We start from the raw sequence: 18444 nt of genomic DNA, 5'->3' as shown, positions 1-18444 counted from the left end.
GCCGGTAGTGCGGCTTCGAGGAGTTCGGCGAGTTCTACGAGGTCGGTGCCGGTGAGACGGGGGAGGACGCAGCCGGAGAGCGTGCGGCAGGTCTCCCGCCAGGAGGCCGGGATCGAGGCGGCGCCGCCCAGCGCGCCGGTGAGGGCGCCCGCCAGGGCCGGGGCGGAGTCCGCGACCCGGGACAGACAGGCCGCGGCGGGGACCGCCTCCGCGATCCGGCCGCGTGCGGCGGTGGCCAGGGCGAGGGCGACCGGGACCGTTTCGGCGGCGGCGATGCCGTAGCTGTAGACGTGGTCGACGATCTGGTGTTCCAGGGGCGGGACCAGGGCGAAGGCGCTGTCCGCGGCGGCGGCGAGGTGCAGTGCGTGCCGGGCGTTGCGGCCGATCTCCGTCTCCTCGGGGAGTTCGGCGAGGGCCGCCGTGACGCAGGCGTCGACGTTCGCCCCGGCCAGGGCGAGGGCGAGGGCCGCCGCCATCGCGCGGGCGCCGTGCACGCCGTCGCCGTCCTGGGTGTAGCGGGCGTCGAACTCGGCGAGTGCGGCGGCGCGGCCCGGGTCGCCCGGGTGGGCCATGGCCAGGACGCAGGCGCGTACACAGGCCGCGTCGTCGAAGTAGTGCGGGTTGTCGTGGCCGGTGGCGGGCGGTCGCAGACCGGTGGCGAGGTTGCCGAGGCCGGCCCGGACGGAGATGCGGGCGCGCAGGGGGAGGACGGCGGACTCGATCTCGGGGGCGCGGTCCGCCGCGGCGGCGACCTCGCTTGCGATGGCGTTCCAGGTGAGGTCGATCGCGGCGCGGGTGCGGCGTTCTCGGCTGAGGTCGTTCAGGACGGTGTCGTCGCCGGCGCGCAGGAGGGCTTCCGCGGCGAAGGCTGCCCATTCGGCGTCGTCGGAGGGGCCGAGGCGGAGGGGCTCGGGGGGCTGGTTCAGGGCGATGGGGACGGGGAGGGTGGTGGTGGCGTTGTGTTCGGCGAAGGTGTCCAGTTCGCGGGTGAGGCGGCGGGTCCAGTCGGGCATGCGGGCGGCTCTGTGGCGGGCGGCGGGCCAGCCGGCGGCGTCTCCGGCGGCGAGTCCGAGCAGGAGGCCTTCGGCCTTTTTCTCTCCCACCCGCGCACCGCCCGTAACTGTCACCCGAGGGGTCCTGGTCTCCCATGGGGCGCTTTCGCCGTCGGCGGCTGCGGGTGGCCCCTGCAGAGGACTCATGCTCGTACCTCCGTCTTACGGTCCGCTGTCAGCAGGTCCGCCACGTCCACTACGTGGTAGCCCGCCATCGCCGGCAGGCACCGGCCGCGGACCGGGCCGATGGGGGTGGCCCAGGCCTCCGGGATCGCCGACACACCCCGCGTCGCGCCCGCCAGCGCCCCCGCCACCGCCGCCGTCGTGTCCGCGTCGCGGCCCATGTTCACCGCTGTCAGGACGGACTGTTCGAAGTCGCCGTCGGCCGCCGCGTACGCGCCGAAGGCGAGGGCGACCGCCTCGGGGGCCAGGTCGGTCCAGGGGTAGCCGCCGATGACGACGGCGGAGCGGACCGCCCGTTCGCCGCGGTGGGCCACCGCCACCGCGCGGCGCAGACAGCGGGCCGTCCACGAGTCGTCGGGCACGACCGCGAGGGCGGCGGCCACCACCGCGATCGCCGGAGCGCCCGCCATCGCCGCCGCCACGCCCGCCGCCACCGCCTGGCCGCCGTAGATGCCCTCGCCGTCGTGGCTCACCGAGCCGTCGATCGCGACCAGACGGGCCGCTTCCGCCGGGCGGCCCGCCGCGAACACCCCGAAGGGGGCCGCGCGCATGGCCAGACCGTCGCTCCAGGCGTGCCGGTGCTGGGCGGAGATGGGGGCGGCCAGGCCCCTGCGCAGGTTCTCCAGCGTGCCGCGTTCGCTGAAGCCGGCGCCCCGGAAGGGGCCCTCGTCGCGGTCGGCGATCCACTCGTGCCAGGCCGCCTCCACATGCGCCGGGGTGAGTGCGGAGCCGTGCCGGGCGAGGAGGAGACCGGAGAAGATCGCGTACTCGGTGTCGTCCGTGCCGCACGGGTTGTCGGTGACGTAGCCGGTGATACGGCCCCACCGGGCGCGGATCTCGGAGGGCTTCATGTTCTCGGCGGGGGCGCCGAGGGCGTCTCCGACGGCCAGGCCCAGCAGAGCGCCCCGTGCCCGTTCGCGGAGCTCGGCGGCGTCCCCGGGCGCCGGGGCGGAGGGGATGCAGGCGATCGATGCCATACGGCATGTGTCCCACTCCGGCGACCGCCCCGAGCCTCAGGAGCCACAGCATCACCCGGTCGACATCTGCGCAGGGTCATGATCAAGTGAGCGCATAAGGGTAAAACCGCAGGTTAGCGCAGCCTTTCCTTGCTGGCGGCGCCGGAATTCACGGCGTACTTTGGGTGTTGTAAAAATCTGGAACTCGTCCAAAGAAGCCGTTGAAGCAAGGGAATCGGGGATCTTTCATGGCCATCATCGAGACCGAGGCGACGCTGCACGAGGCGCACCGGGACAACCACACGCACCGGGACGTGAACGGCGGCTGGCTGCGTCCCGCGGTGTTCGGTGCGATGGACGGCCTCGTCTCCAACCTGGCCCTGATGACCGGTGTCGCGGGCGGGTCCGTGGGTCAGCAGACCGTGGTCCTGACCGGACTCGCGGGTCTGGCCGCCGGCGCGTTCTCCATGGCCGCCGGCGAGTACACCTCGGTGGCCTCGCAGCGCGAGCTCGTCGAGGCCGAGCTGAACGTGGAGCGGCGCGAGCTGCGCAAGCACCCGAAGGACGAGGAGGCCGAGCTCGCCTCGCTCTACGAGGCGAGAGGCGTCGAGCCGAAGCTGGCCCGGGAGGTCGCCCGGCAACTGTCGAAGGATCCCGAGCAGGCGCTGGAGATCCACGCCCGGGAGGAGCTGGGCATCGACCCCGGCGATCTGCCCTCGCCCACCGTGGCCGCGGTGTCGAGCTTCGGCTCCTTCGCGCTGGGCGCGCTGATCCCCGTGCTGCCGTATCTGCTGGGTGCGAGCACCCTGTGGCCCGCCGTGCTCCTGGCGCTGCTGGGGCTTTTCCTGTGCGGTGCGGTGGTGGCCAGGGTGACGGCCCGCACCTGGTGGTACAGCGGGCTGCGGCAGCTTTTCCTGGGAGGCGCGGCGGCCGGTGTGACGTACGCCCTGGGCACCTTGTTCGGAACGGCCGTAGGATAGCTCGGCTCGGACTTATGCGTGGGGCCGTATAAGTAGCCGTTACTCGCTGGTTTCGGATGTGCGACCACGGGGCATGAGCCGTAAGCGCTGCGGGCAATGACGCTCGCCGCGCACCCCCCAGCGGGAGGGGCGAAGACGCCCGTTCCGCCATCGGGCCCGACGGGCATCGATCTCACCCGGTCGTTCCGTGCTGGCCCCCATAGCTTCCACCGTCAGCGCGGAACCCCCGCCGCGCGCCTGCGGTGTCCGCATGTTGGAACGGATTATCCCGCTTCCCGAGAACCGCTCCATCATGTAACCTGCACGAAATTTTGCGATCACGCAGAGGGCCAACGTCGTCCCTCGGCACTTTGCATATGCCACATGACGACGACGGGAGAGCCGATGCGTACGCCGCGCCAGCCGTCCCAGCACTCCGCGAATGGCCAGAACTGGTCGTTCATGGATGCTCGCCCTGCTGCGCAGGGTATGTACGACCCCCGCAACGAGCACGACGCCTGCGGCGTCGGCTTCGTCGCCACCCTCACAGGCGAGGCGTCCCACACCCTGGTCGAGCAGGCTCTGACCGTCCTGCGCAACCTCGAACACCGCGGTGCCACCGGCTCCGAGCCGGACTCCGGCGACGGCGCGGGCATCCTGTCGCAGGTCCCGGACGCCTTCTTCCGTGACGTGGCCGGATTCGAGCTGCCCGAGGCCGGCGGATACGCCGTCGGCATCGCCTTCCTGCCGGAGGACTCCACCGCCGACGCCGTCTCGAAGATCGAGACGATCGCGTCCGAGGAGGGCCTCACCGTGCTCGGCTGGCGCGAGGTGCCGGTCGCTCCCCAGCTGCTGGGCGCCACCGCCCGGTCGACCATGCCGGTCTTCCGCCAGATCTTCGTCGCGGACGGCTCCTCGACGGGCATCGCCCTGGACCGCAAGGCGTTCGTGCTGCGCAAGCGCGCCGAGCGCGAGGCCGGCGTGTACTTCCCGTCGCTGTCCGCGCGGACCATCGTCTACAAGGGCATGCTGACCACCGGCCAGCTCGAGCCCTTCTTCCCGGACCTGTCCGACCGCCGCTTCGCCTCCGCGGTCGCGCTCGTGCACTCCCGGTTCTCGACGAACACGTTCCCGTCGTGGCCGCTGGCCCACCCCTACCGCTTCGTCGCGCACAACGGTGAGATCAACACCGTCAAGGGCAACCGCAACTGGATGGTCGCCCGCGAGTCGCAGCTCGTCTCCGACCTGTTCGGGTCGGACGACAAGGCCATAGAGCGGATCTTCCCGGTCTGTACGCCGGACGCCTCCGACTCCGCCTCCTTCGACGAGGTCCTCGAACTCCTGCACCTGGGCGGCCGTTCCCTGCCGCACTCCGTGCTGATGATGATCCCGGAGGCGTGGGAGAACCACGACTCCATGGACCCGGCCCGGCGCGCCTTCTACCAGTACCACTCCACGATGATGGAGCCCTGGGACGGCCCGGCCTGTGTCACCTTCACCGACGGCGTCCAGGTCGGCGCCGTGCTCGACCGCAACGGCCTGCGCCCCGGCCGCTACTGGGTCACCGACGACGGCCTCGTCGTCCTCGGCTCCGAGGTCGGCGTCCTGGACATCGACCCGGCCAAGGTCGTCCGCAAGGGCCGCCTCCAGCCCGGCCGGATGTTCCTCGTCGACACCGCTGAGCACCGCATCATCGAGGACGACGAGATCAAGGCCGAGCTCGCCGCCGAGAACCCGTACGCGGAGTGGCTCGAGGCCGGCGAGATCGAGCTGGGCGACCTGCCCGAGCGCGAGCACATCGTCCACACCCACGCCTCGGTCACCCGCCGCCAGCAGACCTTCGGCTACACCGAGGAGGAGCTGCGCGTCCTCGTCGCGCCGATGGCCAAGGCCGGTGCCGAGCCGATCGGCTCGATGGGCACCGACTCGCCGATCGCGGCGCTGTCGGACCGCCCGCGGCTGCTCTTCGACTACTTCACCCAGCTCTTCGCGCAGGTCACCAACCCGCCGCTGGACGCCATCCGCGAGGAGCTCGTCACCTCGCTGCGCTCCGCGCTGGGTCCGCAGGGCAACCTGCTCGACCCGACCGCGGCCTCCTGCCGCAGCGTCCTGCTGCCGTTCCCGGTCATCGACAACGACGAGCTGGCCAAGCTCATCCACATCAACGCCGACGGCGACATGCCCGGCTTCAAGGCCGCGACGCTGTCCGGCCTGTACCGGGTGCACGGCGGCGGTGACAGCCTGGCCGCGCGCATCGAGGAGATCTGCGCCGAGGCCGACGCCGCGATAGAGAACGGCGCCCGGCTGATCGTCCTGTCGGACCGCCACTCGGACGCCGAGCACGCGCCGATCCCGTCGCTGCTGCTCACCGCGGCCGTCCACCACCACCTCATCCGCACCAAGCAGCGCACCCAGGTGGGCCTGCTGGTCGAGGCCGGTGACGTCCGCGAGGTGCACCACGTCGCCCTGCTCATCGGCTACGGCGCCGCCGCCGTCAACCCGTACCTGGCGATGGAGTCCGTCGAGGACCTGGTCCGCGCCGGCACCTTCCTGCCCGGCATCGAGGCCGAGCAGGCCATCCGCAACCTCATCTACGCCCTCGGCAAGGGCGTGCTGAAGGTCATGTCCAAGATGGGCATCTCGACCGTCGCCTCCTACCGCGGCGCCCAGGTCTTCGAGGCCGTCGGCCTGGACGAGACCTTCGTCGAGGCGTACTTCAACGGCACGGCCACCAAGATCGGCGGCGTCGGCATCGACGTCATCGCCAAGGAGGTCGCCGCCCGCCACGCCAAGGCCTACCCGGCCTCCGGCATCGCCCCGGCGCACCGCGCGCTGGAGATAGGCGGCGAGTACCAGTGGCGCCGCGAGGGCGAGCCGCACCTGTTCGACCCGGACACGGTCTTCCGTCTCCAGCACTCCACGCGCTCCGGCCGCTACGACATCTTCAAGAAGTACACCGAGCGCGTGAACGAGCAGTCCGAGCGGCTGATGACGCTGCGCGGCCTGTTCGGCTTCAAGGCCGAGGGCCGGCAGCCGATCTCCATCGACGAGGTCGAGCCGGTCTCCGAGATCGTCAAGCGGTTCTCGACGGGCGCCATGTCGTACGGCTCCATCTCCCAGGAGGCGCACGAGACCCTCGCCATCGCCATGAACCAGTTGGGCGGCAAGTCCAACACCGGTGAGGGCGGCGAGGACCCGGAGCGTCTGTACGACCCGGCCCGCCGGTCGTCCATCAAGCAGGTCGCCTCCGGCCGCTTCGGTGTGACCTCCGAGTACCTGGTCAACGCGGACGACATCCAGATCAAGATGGCCCAGGGCGCCAAGCCCGGCGAGGGCGGCCAGCTGCCCGGCCACAAGGTCTACCCGTGGGTCGCGAAGACGCGTCACTCGACGCCGGGCGTCGGCCTCATCTCGCCGCCCCCGCACCACGACATCTACTCCATCGAGGACCTGGCCCAGCTCATCCACGACCTGAAGAACGCGAACCCGCAGGCGCGGATTCACGTCAAGCTGGTCTCGGAGGTCGGCGTCGGCACGGTCGCCGCGGGTGTCTCCAAGGCACACGCGGACGTCGTCCTGATCTCCGGCCACGACGGTGGTACGGGTGCCTCGCCGCTGACGTCGCTCAAGCACGCCGGCGGTCCCTGGGAGCTCGGCCTCGCCGAGACCCAGCAGACGCTGCTGCTCAACGGCCTGCGCGACCGCATCGTCGTGCAGACCGACGGCCAGCTCAAGACCGGCCGTGACGTGGTCATCGCCGCGCTGCTCGGCGCCGAGGAGTTCGGTTTCGCGACCGCGCCGCTCGTCGTCTCCGGCTGCGTCATGATGCGCGTCTGCCACCTGGACACCTGCCCGGTCGGCATCGCCACCCAGAACCCGACGCTGCGCGAGCGCTACTCCGGCCAGGCCGAGTACGTCGTGAACTTCTTCAAGTACATCGCCGAAGAGGTCCGCGAGATCCTCGCCGAGCTGGGCTTCCGCTCCATCGAGGAGGCCGTCGGTCACGCCGAGGCCCTCGACGTCACCCGCGCGGTCGACCACTGGAAGGCGCAGGGCCTGGACCTGGAGCCGCTGTTCCACGTGCCCGAGCTGCCCGAGGGCGCGGTCCGCCACCAGCTGATCGCCCAGGACCACGGTCTGGAGAAGGCGCTCGACAACCAGCTCATCAAGCTGGCCGCCGACGCCCTGTCCGCCTCGGACGCCACCGAGGCCCAGCCGGTGCGCGCCCAGGTGCAGATCCGCAACATCAACCGCACGGTCGGCACCATGCTCGGCCACGAGGTGACGAAGAAGTTCGGCGGTGCGGGCCTGCCCGAGGACACCGTCGACATCACCTTCACCGGCTCCGCCGGCCAGTCCTTCGGCGCGTTCGTGCCGCGGGGTGTCACGCTGCGCCTGGAGGGCGACGCCAACGACTACGTCGGCAAGGGCCTCTCCGGCGGCCGTGTGATCGTCCGCCCGGACCGGGGCGCCGACCACCTCGCCGAGTACTCGACGATCGCGGGTAACACCATCGCCTACGGCGCGACCGGCGGCGAGCTGTTCCTGCGCGGTCGTACGGGCGAGCGGTTCTGTGTCCGCAACTCCGGCGCCACGGTCGTCTCCGAGGGCGTGGGCGACCACGGCTGCGAGTACATGACCGGCGGTCACGCGGTGGTGCTCGGCGAGACGGGCCGCAACTTCGCGGCCGGCATGTCCGGCGGTATCGCGTACGTCATCGACCTGGACCGCGACAACGTCAACGTCGGCAACGTGGACGCCGTGGAGGCGCTGGACGACACCGACAAGCAGTGGCTGCACGACGTGGTCCGCCGCCACCAGGAGGAGACGGGTTCGACCGTCGCCGAGAAGCTCCTGGCCGAGTGGGACACCGCCGTCGAGCGCTTCAGCAGGATCATCCCCAGCACGTACAAGGCAGTGCTCGCCGCCAAGGACGCCGCCGAGCGAGCCGGTCTCTCCGAGACCGAGACCCACGAGAAGATGATGGAGGCGGCGATCAATGGCTGACCCGAAGGGCTTTCTGAACCACGGCCGCGAGGTCGCCAAGTCCCGTCCGGTCGAGGAGCGCCTCAAGGACTGGAACGAGGTCTACGTCCCCGGCTCCCTGCTGCCCATCATCAGCAAGCAGGCCAGCCGCTGCATGGACTGCGGCATCCCGTTCTGCCACAACGGCTGTCCGCTGGGGAACCTCATCCCCGAGTGGAACGACTACGCCTACCGCGAGGACTGGGCCGCCGCCTCGGAGCGGCTGCACGCGACGAACAACTTCCCGGAGTTCACGGGCCGTCTGTGCCCCGCTCCCTGTGAGTCGGCGTGTGTGCTCGGCATCAACCAGCCGGCCGTCACCATCAAGAACGTCGAGGTCTCGATCATCGACAAGGCGTGGGAGACCGGGGACGTCGCCCCGCAGATCCCGGAGCGCCTGTCGGGCAAGACGGTCGCGGTCATCGGCTCGGGCCCGGCCGGTCTGGCCGCCGCCCAGCAGCTCACCCGGGCCGGTCACACGGTCGCCGTCTACGAGCGCGCGGACCGTATCGGAGGCCTCCTCCGCTACGGCATCCCCGAGTTCAAGATGGAGAAGCGGCACATCAACCGCCGTATCGAGCAGATGCGCGCGGAGGGCACCCGCTTCCGTACGGGCATCGAGATCGGCCGCGACCTGAAGGCGACGGACCTGAAGAAGCGGTACGACGCGGTGGTCCTGGCCGTCGGCGCGACCACGGCCCGCGATCTGCCGGTGCCCGGCCGCGAGCTCAAGGGCATCTACCAGGCCATGGAGTACCTGCCCCTGTCCAACAAGGTCCAGGAGGGCGACTTCGTGGCGCCCCCCATCACGGCCGAGGGCAAGCACGTCGTGGTCATCGGCGGCGGCGACACCGGCGCGGACTGCGTGGGCACCGCCAACCGTCAGGGCGCGGCCTCCGTCACGCAGCTCGAGATCATGCCCCGCCCGGGCGAGGAGCGGAACACGGCCTCTCAGCCGTGGCCGACCTTCCCCATGCTGTACAAGGTCACCTCGGCCCACGAGGAGGGCGGCGACCGCGTCTACTCGGTGTCGACGACCCACTTCGAGGGCGACGAGGACGGCAACGTCCAGTGGCTGCACCTCACCGAGGTGGAGTTCATCGACGGCAAGCTGACCCCGAAGCCGGGCTCCGAGCGCAAGATCCCCGCCCAGCTCGTCACCCTCGCCATGGGCTTCACCGGCACCGACCGCGACAACGGCCTGGTCGACCAGTTCGGCCTGGACCTCGACGAGCGGGGCAACGTCGCCCGCGACGACGACTTCCAGACCAACGTGCCGGGCGTGTTCGTCGCCGGTGACGCGGGCCGCGGCCAGTCGCTCATCGTGTGGGCGATCGCTGAGGGCCGCTCGGCCGCGCGCGGGGTGGACCGCCGCCTCACGGGCGCGAGCGAGCTGCCGGCTCCGATCCGCCCGACGGACCGTGCGCTGATGGTCTGACGCGCACCCCCAGAACGTCCCGTACAAAGGCGTGCGGAACACAGACGGCGCCTGCCCTACAGTCCCCGACCGGACGACCGGGCAGGCGCTGTCGCATGTCCGCTGCCGGTCAGCCGTTCTCGCCCCCGTTCCGGTCCGGCCACACTTGGATGTGGTCCTCTTCCAGCTCCAGCAGCACCCGGTCCGCCATGCCCAGTGCCGTCGTGTACTCGTCCGGAAGCTGCAGGCGGCCCGCGCGGTCGAGCATCGCGTACTCGCGGGCCACCACGGACTCCTGGCCCGCCTCGTCGACCTCCGTGCGGCGCAGTACCTCCGTCGAGGTGCGGCCGTCGCGGATCGCGACCGTGCGGCGGACCTCGCCGGCGACCGCCTGGTCGTGCGTGACGATGACGATCGTCGTGCCCAGCTCCTCGTTGGCCCGGCGGAACGCCGCGAAGACCTGCTGCCCCGTCGCCGAGTCCAGCTCGCCGGTCGGCTCGTCGGCGAGCAGGACGGCGGGTGCGTTGGCCAGGCCGACGGCGATCGCGACGCGCTGCTGCTGACCGCCGGACATCTGCCCCGGACGCCGGTCCCGGCAGTCGGCGACACCGAGCATGGCCAGCAGGTCGTCCGCCCGTCCGGCGCGCTTTTTCCGCGGCGCGCCCGCCAGTTGCATGGGCAGGGCGACGTTCTGCGCCGCCGTCAGATACGGCAGCAGATTGCGTGCCGTCTGCTGCCAGACGAAGCCGACCACCTCGCGCCGGTAACGCAACCGCGCCTTCGCGTCCATCGCCAGCAGATCGCGGCCCGCGACCTTCGCGGCGCCCGCGGTCGGGACGTCCAGGCCCGCGAGGATGTTCATCAACGTCGACTTGCCGCTGCCGGACGCCCCCACCAGGGCCATCAACTCGCCCTCCCGCACCAGGAGATCGAGCCCCTGGAGCGCCTGCACCTCCATGGCGTCCCCGCCACCGCGCTTGGCGAAGATCCGCACCAGCCGGTCGCAGGCGATCAGGGCGTCGTGCCCGTACGCGGGCCGGTCGCGGTGGTGCGCCGCCCGCCGCTCCAGCTCCGCGAGCGATTCCGTCGTACCGCTCATCGCATGTCTCCTGCCCTGAGGTGAGTGATCGGTGTCCGGCGTCCCGCCCACCAGGCCTGCGCCACGGCCACCGCCCCCGCCAGCAGCACCGCGCCCGCGGCGGGCAGGGCCAGCGACCACACATCGGCCCGCAGTGCGGCACCCCCCGGCGCAGTGACGCCGGACGCGTCGGGCAGCGCCAGCCGGTCCAGGTCGATGCCGGGGGCGAGCAGCACCACCGTGGCCCAGCCGACGGCCATGCCCCCGCCGGCCGCGAGCAGCGCCAGGGGCAGCGCCTCCAGGCCGAGCAACTGCCGCCCCTGGCGGGTCGTCAGACCCAGGGTGCGCAGCCGGGCCAGCAGCGCGGCCCGTTCCGGAGCGGACCGCAGCAGGCCGAGCACCAGGGCGAGCAGGGCGTACCCCGCGCCCGCCACGACGGCCCAGACGTAGATCCGCTCGGCGCCCGCCTGCAACGGAGAGTCGGACAGCGCCGCGCGTTCCTCGCCGCGCAGTGTCACGGAGAGGTCCGAACCGGCGCCGCGCACGGCCGCCCGCAGCGCCTTCGCGTCGAGCCCGGCACCGGCCGCCAGCAGGATCGAAGGACCGCCGGAGCTCTTGAGCTCCGCCGCGTCGACCAGCAGGAACTCGCCTTCGGGGACGGCCGGGGTACGGGGGCGCACAGCGGTGATCCGCACCGTGACGGCTCCGCCCGGCAGCACGATCGTGTGCGGCGCCCGCCCCAGTCGCTCAGCGACCTCGGGGGAGGCGACAGCGTCCAGCACCCCACCCCGGGCTCCCAGCCGGTCGGCCGTGAAACCGCCGAGTCCCGTCTGCCGGGCCAGCCCCGCGTACGAGTCCGGCTCGACCCCGACCACCGGCAGCGACCGCGCCTCGTCGGACGCGCGTTCCGCCGCGTACTCGATTCCCACGGTCGTGACCTGCCGTACGCCCGCCACCTCCCGTACCGCCCGTGCGAGACCCGCCGGGAGCGGGGTGCCGTCGGTGGTGGAGATCCGTACGTCCGCGCCGGTCTCCAGCAGCGCGGCCCGGTCCCGGGCGTCCGCCACGCCCGCCAGCACGGACCCCCCGAACGCGGCCGTCGTCAGGGCCGTCAGCAGGGCGAGCAGCGGCAGCGTGGCGATGGCCGCCGGTGAGCGGCCCGCGCGGGCCAGCGACAGGAACCCGACCACACCGCGCAGCCGCCCGGCCGGGCCTGCGGCCCACCGCAGGGGCAGCGGATACAGCCGTACGAGGACCAGCGCGGCGACCAGACCGACGAGCACCGGGGCGGCGCTCACCAGCAGATCGCCCGTCCCGGCCGTACCGCGGCGGCGCAACGCCGCCACCGAGCCGACGGCCAGCACCAGCAGGGTCAGTTCGGCGACGGTCCGGCGCCCGCCGGGCCTGGTGTGGGCGAGGTCGTCGCGCTCCTGGTGCGCCCTCGGCCTGCGATGCGCCACGGCCGCGCGCACCGGCAGCCCGGCACAGGCGAGCAGGGCCACGGCGCCCGCCCCGAGCACGGTGGGCAGCGGCCGGGCCTCGTCCACGACGAGCACGGCGAGCAGCAGTCCGCAGGCCGCGGCGGGCACCGCCGGCACCGCCGTCTCGGCCAGCAGCCGCCCGGCGATGCCGCCCAGGGAGCCGCCCCGGGCCCGCAGCAGGGCGAGTTCGACGTCGCGGCGCGCGGCGGCCACACCGGCGCTCATCACCAGGACGACGACGGCGACCGCGGCGATCCCGAAGGCCGCGACGGCCACCACGGGCGTGATCGCGTCACGGGTCGCCGAGTAGGAGTCGACGACCTGCTCCAGGCCGGTGGAGAGCTGCGCCGTCGGACCGGCGGCCCCGCGCATCCGCACCAACCCGGGCCCGTTCTCCAGGGACGCGACCCCGGCGAGGAGCGCCGGGACGTCCCCCGCGGTGAGCCCCCCGGCCGCGGGCGCGAACCGCCAGTACTTCTCCGGCTCGCCCTGGCCGCCGAGCAGCGCCGGTGCGGCCCCGGGCGCCAGCAGGACGCCCGCCTCCCAGTAGGACAGCGGCGGACGGTTGCCGACGGAGGCCAGGGCCGGAGTGCGCAGGACCGGCTCCGCGGACCAGTAACTCCGCTGCGGATGCCGGGGTTCGAGGATGCCCGTGATCCGCACGGTCAGCGGCCCGTCGGGGAAGCCGGCCAGGGTGAGCTCGGAGCCGGCCCGCAGCCGCAGCGTGCGGGCGGTCTCGGCGGTCACGGCTCCTTCCACCACCCTGGTGTCCACGGTCACCGGTGTGCCGGCGGTGGGCAGCCGGCCCTCCCGCACGGTGGCGTGGCCGGCCGCTCCCGACTGCGCGAGCAGGGTGAACCGGGGCGGCAGCCCGTCGGGCCGGGGCAACGACGCGTCCAGTGCCTCCAGGCTCTTGCCCGTGCGCACCCCGTACGCCGACTCGGCCGGGTCCGCCCGCAGCGGCTCGGGCAGCAGCGCCCGGGCCGAGTCCTCGACCGCCGCGAGCGCCTCCGGCAGCACCGCGTCCGTACGGGCCTCCTCCGGCTTCTCGAGACCGGGCTGCGGCGCCTTCAGCTCCAGCACGGTGGACTCGGGGGCGGCCGTGGTGAGGGCCTCGCGCAGCCCGTCCGTCTCGTACGCCTCGACGGCCCGGGGCAGGACGGCGGCGAGGAACGCCGTGACCAGCACCAGCAGACCGAAGGCGACAGCGGACACCGGCGCGGTCCGCAGCCGGGTCCGCACCCAGGGCGCGCCCTGGTCGTGACGCGGCATCTCAGTCCTCCCCCTGATGGCGGAGCGCGACCGCCGGCTCGGCACGGCGCAGCGCCGACGCGGCGGTGATCAGCAGCAGCGGGGCGGCCACCCCCGCGAGGAGCAGCACCACCCGGAACAGCGGCAGTTCGACGAGGACGGGCGGGACCGGCCGCGCCGCGTCGGAGGTCAGCACGATCAGCGGGACGACGGCCCGGGTCAGGACGGCACCGAGACCGAGCCCGGCGAGCAGTCCGACGCCGATGAGCAGGCTCTGTTCCGTGGCGACCAGCCGGGCGAGATCCCGGCGGGGCGCGCCCAGGGCGCGCAGCACGGCGAACTCCGCGGACCGTTCCCGCCGCGCACCGGCGGCGCTCACCGCGAAACCCCCGGCGGCGAGGGCGGCGGCGGCCACCGCCACCGCCGTCAGCGCCGAGCGCGGCCCGGCGCCGAGCGGATCCCGCAGCAGCTCGGCCGCGGTCTCGTCCCGCACCAGCACCTGGCTGGGTCGGAGGTCGGGGCGCGCCCGCAGCGCGGCGGCGACCTCGGCGGCCTTGCCCGGGGCGGGACTCACCCACCACTCGGTGGGGGAGAGCGGCGCACTGGCCCGCTGGGCCAGCACGGCGTCGACGGCCCGCAGATCGAGCAGCAGCGCCCCGCCGTCCACGGTTTCCCCGGCCACGTCGGTGGCCGCGGTCGGCAGCTCCTCGACCGACCGTACGATCCGCACCCGGAGCTGTTCCCCGGACAGCGGTACGTCGATGGTGTCGCCGGGTGCGGCTCCCGCCGCCCGCAGGAAGTCCCGGGTGGCGACGGCGGCAAGGGTCCGCGGTGCCTCGGCCCCGGCGGTGCCGACGCGGACGGTGTAGATCGACGGGGCGGTGAAGCTCTCCTCGCGGCCGGCGCCGGTGCCGTACGACACGGTCAGCGGCGCGTTCGACGACACGGCGGGCTTCGCGGCCTTACGGGCGACGACCTCGCCGTTCTCCGTCACCACCCCCTCGCCCTGCCAGCGTGTCCCGGCGGGCACCGGGACGGGCCGCGCGGAGCCGTCGCGGCCGGTGGCGAGCAGCCGTTCGACGGTGAACCGGTGTTTCTCGGAGCGGCCGACGGGAGAGGTCTCGTCGAGCTGAAGTCCGGTCAGCCGCAACGGTCCGGCCGGGGCGGCGCGGCGGCCCGTCGCCGTCACGTCCAGGTCGAGCGTGATCCGGTGGACCCGGCCGTCCACCGGGACGTTCCCGGCGCCCAGCCGGTACCCGATGCCGTACCGGTCCTCGACGACCACCGTGAGCTGGGGTGTGCGGCCGGAGGGGGAGCGTCCTGTGGGGGTCCCCGTGTCGGTGATCCGCACGTCGAGGGCGATCCGCCGGGTGTCGTCGGGCAGCCGTACGGGCCGGTGGGTGTCCCGCGCGGGCGGTGCCAGGGCCCGCAGCAGTTTCGCCGGGGGCTCGTCGGCGAGATCGCCGCGCATCAGCAACCCGTCCCCGGCACGGTCCGTGTCCAGGGCGAGGACCGTCGCCTCGCGGCCGCGGGAGAAGCCCAGGGCGGTGCGATGCGCGGGAGCGACGTCCCGGGCCCCGGGCAGCGCCGCGTAGAGACCGGTCTGCCCGGGGCTGCCCGGCCGGTAGTCGAGGACCCGGACGGAGGTGCCCGTGCTGAAGTCGGCCTGGTCGTCCTGCGAACGGTCCCAGGACGCGCCGTGCCCGATCGCCAGCATCCCGGTCGCCACGGCGATGACCAGCAGCAGCACCGGACCCGCCCCGCGCAGCGGACGCCGGCTGAACTGCCACCCCGCCAGCGCCGCCGGCAGCCCGCGCCCGCTCGCGGACCGCCGTTCCGCGAGCCGGGCCGCGAGCGGCAGCAGACGCAGCGTCAGGACCGTGCCCGCCAGCAGCGCCAGCGCGGGCGCCGCGACCAGCAGCGGATCGATGCCCAGCTCCCCGGCCCGGTCCCGGCTCAGCACCCCGCCGCCGGTCGCGTCGGCCTGCCGGCCGAGCTGCCAGTACGCCACGCCCGCGATCAGCAGCAGCGCGACATCGGCTCCGGCGCGCACGGGCGCGGCCGACGTCGCGGCACGGACGCGCCGCAGCCGTACGGGCGTGCCCGTCGTGGCCGCCAGCGCGGGTGCCACGACCGCCGCCGCGCACGCCGCCGCCACCCCGCCCGCGACCAGCCAGACCCGGCCCGACGGGACCGCGTCGAGCCGCAGCCCGATCCGGTCGAGCGAGGACCACCGGGCCAGCAGCCGGGCCAGCGGGCCGGACAGCAACGCGGCACAGACGGCAGCCGGTACCGCGAGCAGCAGCGCCTCCAGCGCGGCGAGTCCCGCGATCCGGCCGCGAGATCCGCCCCTGGCCCGCAGCAGCTCGGTCTCACCCGCCCGCTCGCCGTCCAGCAGCCGGGCCACCAGCAGCAGGGCGTACCCGGCGAGCAGCACCAGTTGCACGGAGACGATCATCAGCGTGGACCGGGCCACCAGCAGGGCCCGCCCGGTCCGGTCGAGTACGTCGGGCAGCTCGGTACGCACGTCCGCGTCGCCCCCGAGTGCCGGGTCCTCGCGCAGCGCCCCGGCCGCGCGCACGGCGGCCGCGCGGAGCGCGCCGATGCCGTCGGTGGTGACGGTCCGGTAGTCGGCCGTCGCCACCCAGCCGGTGCCGTCCTCGGAGGTGCGGCCGGAGGCGAGCACCGACGCGTCGGCGAGCAGCGGCCCGTACGTGGTGAAGACGACCGTGCGCACGCCCTGGCCGCCGAGGGCGTCCGCCTGCCAGTAGGGATCGGAGCCGTCGGCCGCCCGGTACACGCCGGTCACCCGTACCCGGAGCGGCTCGCCGCCCAGCCGGTCGGTGAGCGTGACGCGCGCTCCGGGCCGCAGCTTCAGCCGGTCGGCCGCCGTCTCGGGCAGGGCGACGGGCACGGCTTCGCCGCGTGCCGCCGGCGCGGGGCCCGGCAGGGTGCCCGAGACCAGCTTGATCCGTGACCGGTCGAGGGCGGCGAGGTGCGTGAGGTCGGGCTCGCCGGCGCGGGCGTCGGCGCTCTGGAGGGAACGGGGCAGCGCGTACGGCCCGGACCGCTCCAGCGTCCGCACGGTCACCGGCAGCCCGCCGAACGCCTCCCGCGCCCCGCGCACCACCGCCCGCTGCGCCGCGTCCCGCTGCTCCCGGGGCACGTCCGCCTCGACGACGAGGGAGGCGGAGGCCGCGGCCCGTCCGCCCAGGACACCGCGCAGCGCCGCGTCCCCGACGGAGCCGGAGAAGGCCGCGAGGGCGGCGAGCACCGAGGTGGTCAGCAGTACGGCGAGCAGGGCGGCCACGAGGAGCAGCCGATGCGCACGCAGGCGCAGCAGCAGTAAGCCGGTCACGCTTCCCCCACCCGATGGCCGAGCCGCTCTTCCCCCAACCCGGCATGCATATCACGGAGTTACCGGCTCGGCACATGAGTTCGAATGCGGGTTGTTCCACTCTTGACCATCCGGACCGGTTCCGTATGGGATGCGGTGATGACCGAGAACACCAGCCCGGGGTCCGGTGCCGCCCTCGCCGACGACGCGTCCGACGAGCCGATGCTGCGGGTGGCGGACCTGCACCACTCCTACGGCACGGGTGCCGCGACCGTGCACGCGCTGCGCGGGGCCTCCTTCGCCGTCCGGCGCGGTGAACTGGTCGCCCTCAAAGGCCGTTCGGGCTCCGGCAAGACGACGCTGCTCCATATGATCGGCGGCCTCGACTCCCCGCAGAGCGGCCGTGTCGTCGTGGGCGGCACCGATCTGTCGGCGCTGAGCGGGAGCGAGCTGCTGGAACTGCGCCGCGACCGGATCGGTTTCGTCTTCCAGTCCTTCGGGCTGATCCCCATCCTCACCGCCGCCGAGAACGTGGGCGTGCCGCTGCGGCTGCGCCGGGCCGAGCCGCGCGAACGCGACGAGCGGGTGGCGCTGCTCCTGGCCCTGGTGGGCCTCGCCGGCCACGAGACACAGCGGCCCGCCGAGCTCTCCGGCGGGCAGCAGCAGCGGGTCGCCATCGCCCGGGCCCTCGCCAACCGCCCGGCCCTGCTGCTCGCCGACGAGCCGACCGGCCAGCTCGACGCCGCGACCGGCCTGGCGGTGATGGAGCTGCTGCGGGCCGTGGTCCGCAGCGAGGGCGTCACGGCCCTCGTCGCCACCCACGACCCCCAACTCCTCGGCCTGGCCGACCGGGTGCTGGAACTGAGCGACGGAGTGGTCGTCGAGGAGTGAGAGGGAGATGCGAGAAGGGAGGAGTGGGCGGGCAGGAGTGAGAGGGTGGGGGCCATGGTCGCGATCAGTCTGAGCAAGGTCCAGGAGACCGCTCCCGCGCTGGTGAACCTCTACAAGAGCGCCGGGGTGTCCCTCACGAAACACGGCCTCGACGGGCTGCGGGCCGCGGTCTACCTCGTGGTCGACTACTCCGGCTCGATGCGGCCGTACTACCGGGACGGCAGCGTGCAGGCGCTCGCCGACCGGGTGCTCGGACTGTCGGCGCACCTCGACGACGACGGCACCGTGCCGGTCGTGTTCTTCTCCACCCACGTCGACGCCGAGACCGGGATCGCCCTGGCCGACCACCAGGGGCGGATCGACCGGATCGTGGCCGGGCTCGGGCACATGGGCAAGACCAGCTACCACCTGGCCATGGACGCCGTCATCGACCACTACCTCGACAGCGGTGCGACGGAGCCCGCTCTCGTGATCTTCCAGACCGACGGCGGCCCCATCAACAAGCTCGCCGCCGAGCGGTATCTGTGCAAGGCGGCCAAGCTTCCGCTGTTCTGGCAGTTCATCGGCTTCGGCGACCCGGGCAGCAAGCAGTTCGACTTCCTGCGCAAGCTGGACGAGCTGGCCGTGCCGGGCAAACGGATCGTCGACAACGCCGGGTTCTTCCACGCGGGTGAAGATCCACGGAAGGTGCCGGACGCCGAGCTGTACGACCGGCTGGTGGGCGAGTTCCCGAAGTGGCTCGTGGCCGCCCGGGCCCAGGGGATCGTGCCACCGGCCTGAGCCCGGCCCGGTCACCCGCTCGTCCCCTTGGCCT

General features: G+C 73.3%; 10 protein-coding genes. 5 read left to right on the top strand and 5 right to left on the bottom strand.

The features are described from left to right. The coding region (locus ACFTZL_RS05860; protein ID WP_382578749.1) for an ADP-ribosylglycohydrolase family protein at positions 1–1199 on the bottom strand (1199 nt) is incomplete at its 3' end. Next, positions 1196–2212, bottom strand: a complete 1017-nt coding sequence (locus tag ACFTZL_RS05855; protein WP_382578747.1) for an ADP-ribosylglycohydrolase family protein — start codon at positions 2210–2212, stop codon at positions 1196–1198. The genes ACFTZL_RS05860 and ACFTZL_RS05855, both read right to left, overlap by 4 nt. 227 nt (positions 2213–2439) lie before the next feature. Between ACFTZL_RS05855 and ACFTZL_RS05850 the strand changes: the two genes are divergently transcribed. From ACFTZL_RS05850 to ACFTZL_RS05840, 3 genes are all read left to right on the top strand, one after another. Continuing rightward, a complete protein-coding gene (locus tag ACFTZL_RS05850; protein ID WP_382578745.1) occupies positions 2440–3171 on the top strand; it encodes a VIT1/CCC1 transporter family protein in 732 nt (243 codons plus the stop codon). A gap of 384 nt (positions 3172–3555) precedes the next feature. Beyond that, a complete protein-coding gene (gltB, locus tag ACFTZL_RS05845) occupies positions 3556–8157 on the top strand; it encodes a glutamate synthase large subunit (protein ID WP_382578751.1) in 4602 nt (1533 codons plus the stop codon). Next, positions 8150–9613, top strand: a complete 1464-nt coding sequence (locus ACFTZL_RS05840; protein WP_382578742.1) for a glutamate synthase subunit beta — start codon at positions 8150–8152, stop codon at positions 9611–9613. Before gltB ends, ACFTZL_RS05840 begins: the two co-directional genes overlap by 8 nt. Before the next feature lie 109 nt (positions 9614–9722). On the opposite strand, the gene ACFTZL_RS05835 is transcribed toward ACFTZL_RS05840, so the two are convergent. From ACFTZL_RS05835 to ACFTZL_RS05825, 3 genes are read right to left on the bottom strand one after another with little or no spacing between them, the layout of a single operon-like run. Next, complete coding sequence (locus tag ACFTZL_RS05835) at positions 9723–10691, bottom strand: ABC transporter ATP-binding protein (protein WP_382578739.1); 969 nt, start codon at positions 10689–10691, stop codon at positions 9723–9725. Beyond that, on the bottom strand, positions 10688–13423 hold the full coding sequence (locus ACFTZL_RS05830) for an ABC transporter permease (RefSeq protein WP_382578738.1): 2736 nt from the start codon (positions 13421–13423) through the stop codon (positions 10688–10690). The genes ACFTZL_RS05835 and ACFTZL_RS05830 overlap by 4 nt, the downstream gene beginning before the upstream one ends. A gap of 1 nt (position 13424) precedes the next feature. Then, positions 13425–16760, bottom strand: a complete 3336-nt coding sequence (locus ACFTZL_RS05825; protein ID WP_382578735.1) for an FtsX-like permease family protein — start codon at positions 16758–16760, stop codon at positions 13425–13427. 138 nt (positions 16761–16898) lie between these two features. On the opposite strand from ACFTZL_RS05825, the gene ACFTZL_RS05820 reads away from it, so the two are divergent. Both ACFTZL_RS05820 and ACFTZL_RS05815 read left to right on the top strand, forming a co-directional pair. Further along, a complete protein-coding gene (locus tag ACFTZL_RS05820; RefSeq protein WP_382578733.1) occupies positions 16899–17630 on the top strand; it encodes an ABC transporter ATP-binding protein in 732 nt (243 codons plus the stop codon). Positions 17631–17684: 54 nt separating this feature from the next. After that, complete coding sequence (locus ACFTZL_RS05815) at positions 17685–18410, top strand: vWA domain-containing protein (protein ID WP_382578730.1); 726 nt, start codon at positions 17685–17687, stop codon at positions 18408–18410. Positions 18411–18444 lie beyond the last annotated feature (34 nt).

Origin of the sequence: Streptomyces sp. NPDC056948 (assembly GCF_042674225.1) — a bacterium.
GTDB lineage: Bacteria > Actinomycetota > Actinomycetes > Streptomycetales > Streptomycetaceae > Streptomyces > Streptomyces purpurascens.
This window is presented reverse-complemented; position numbering and strand designations above follow the sequence as displayed.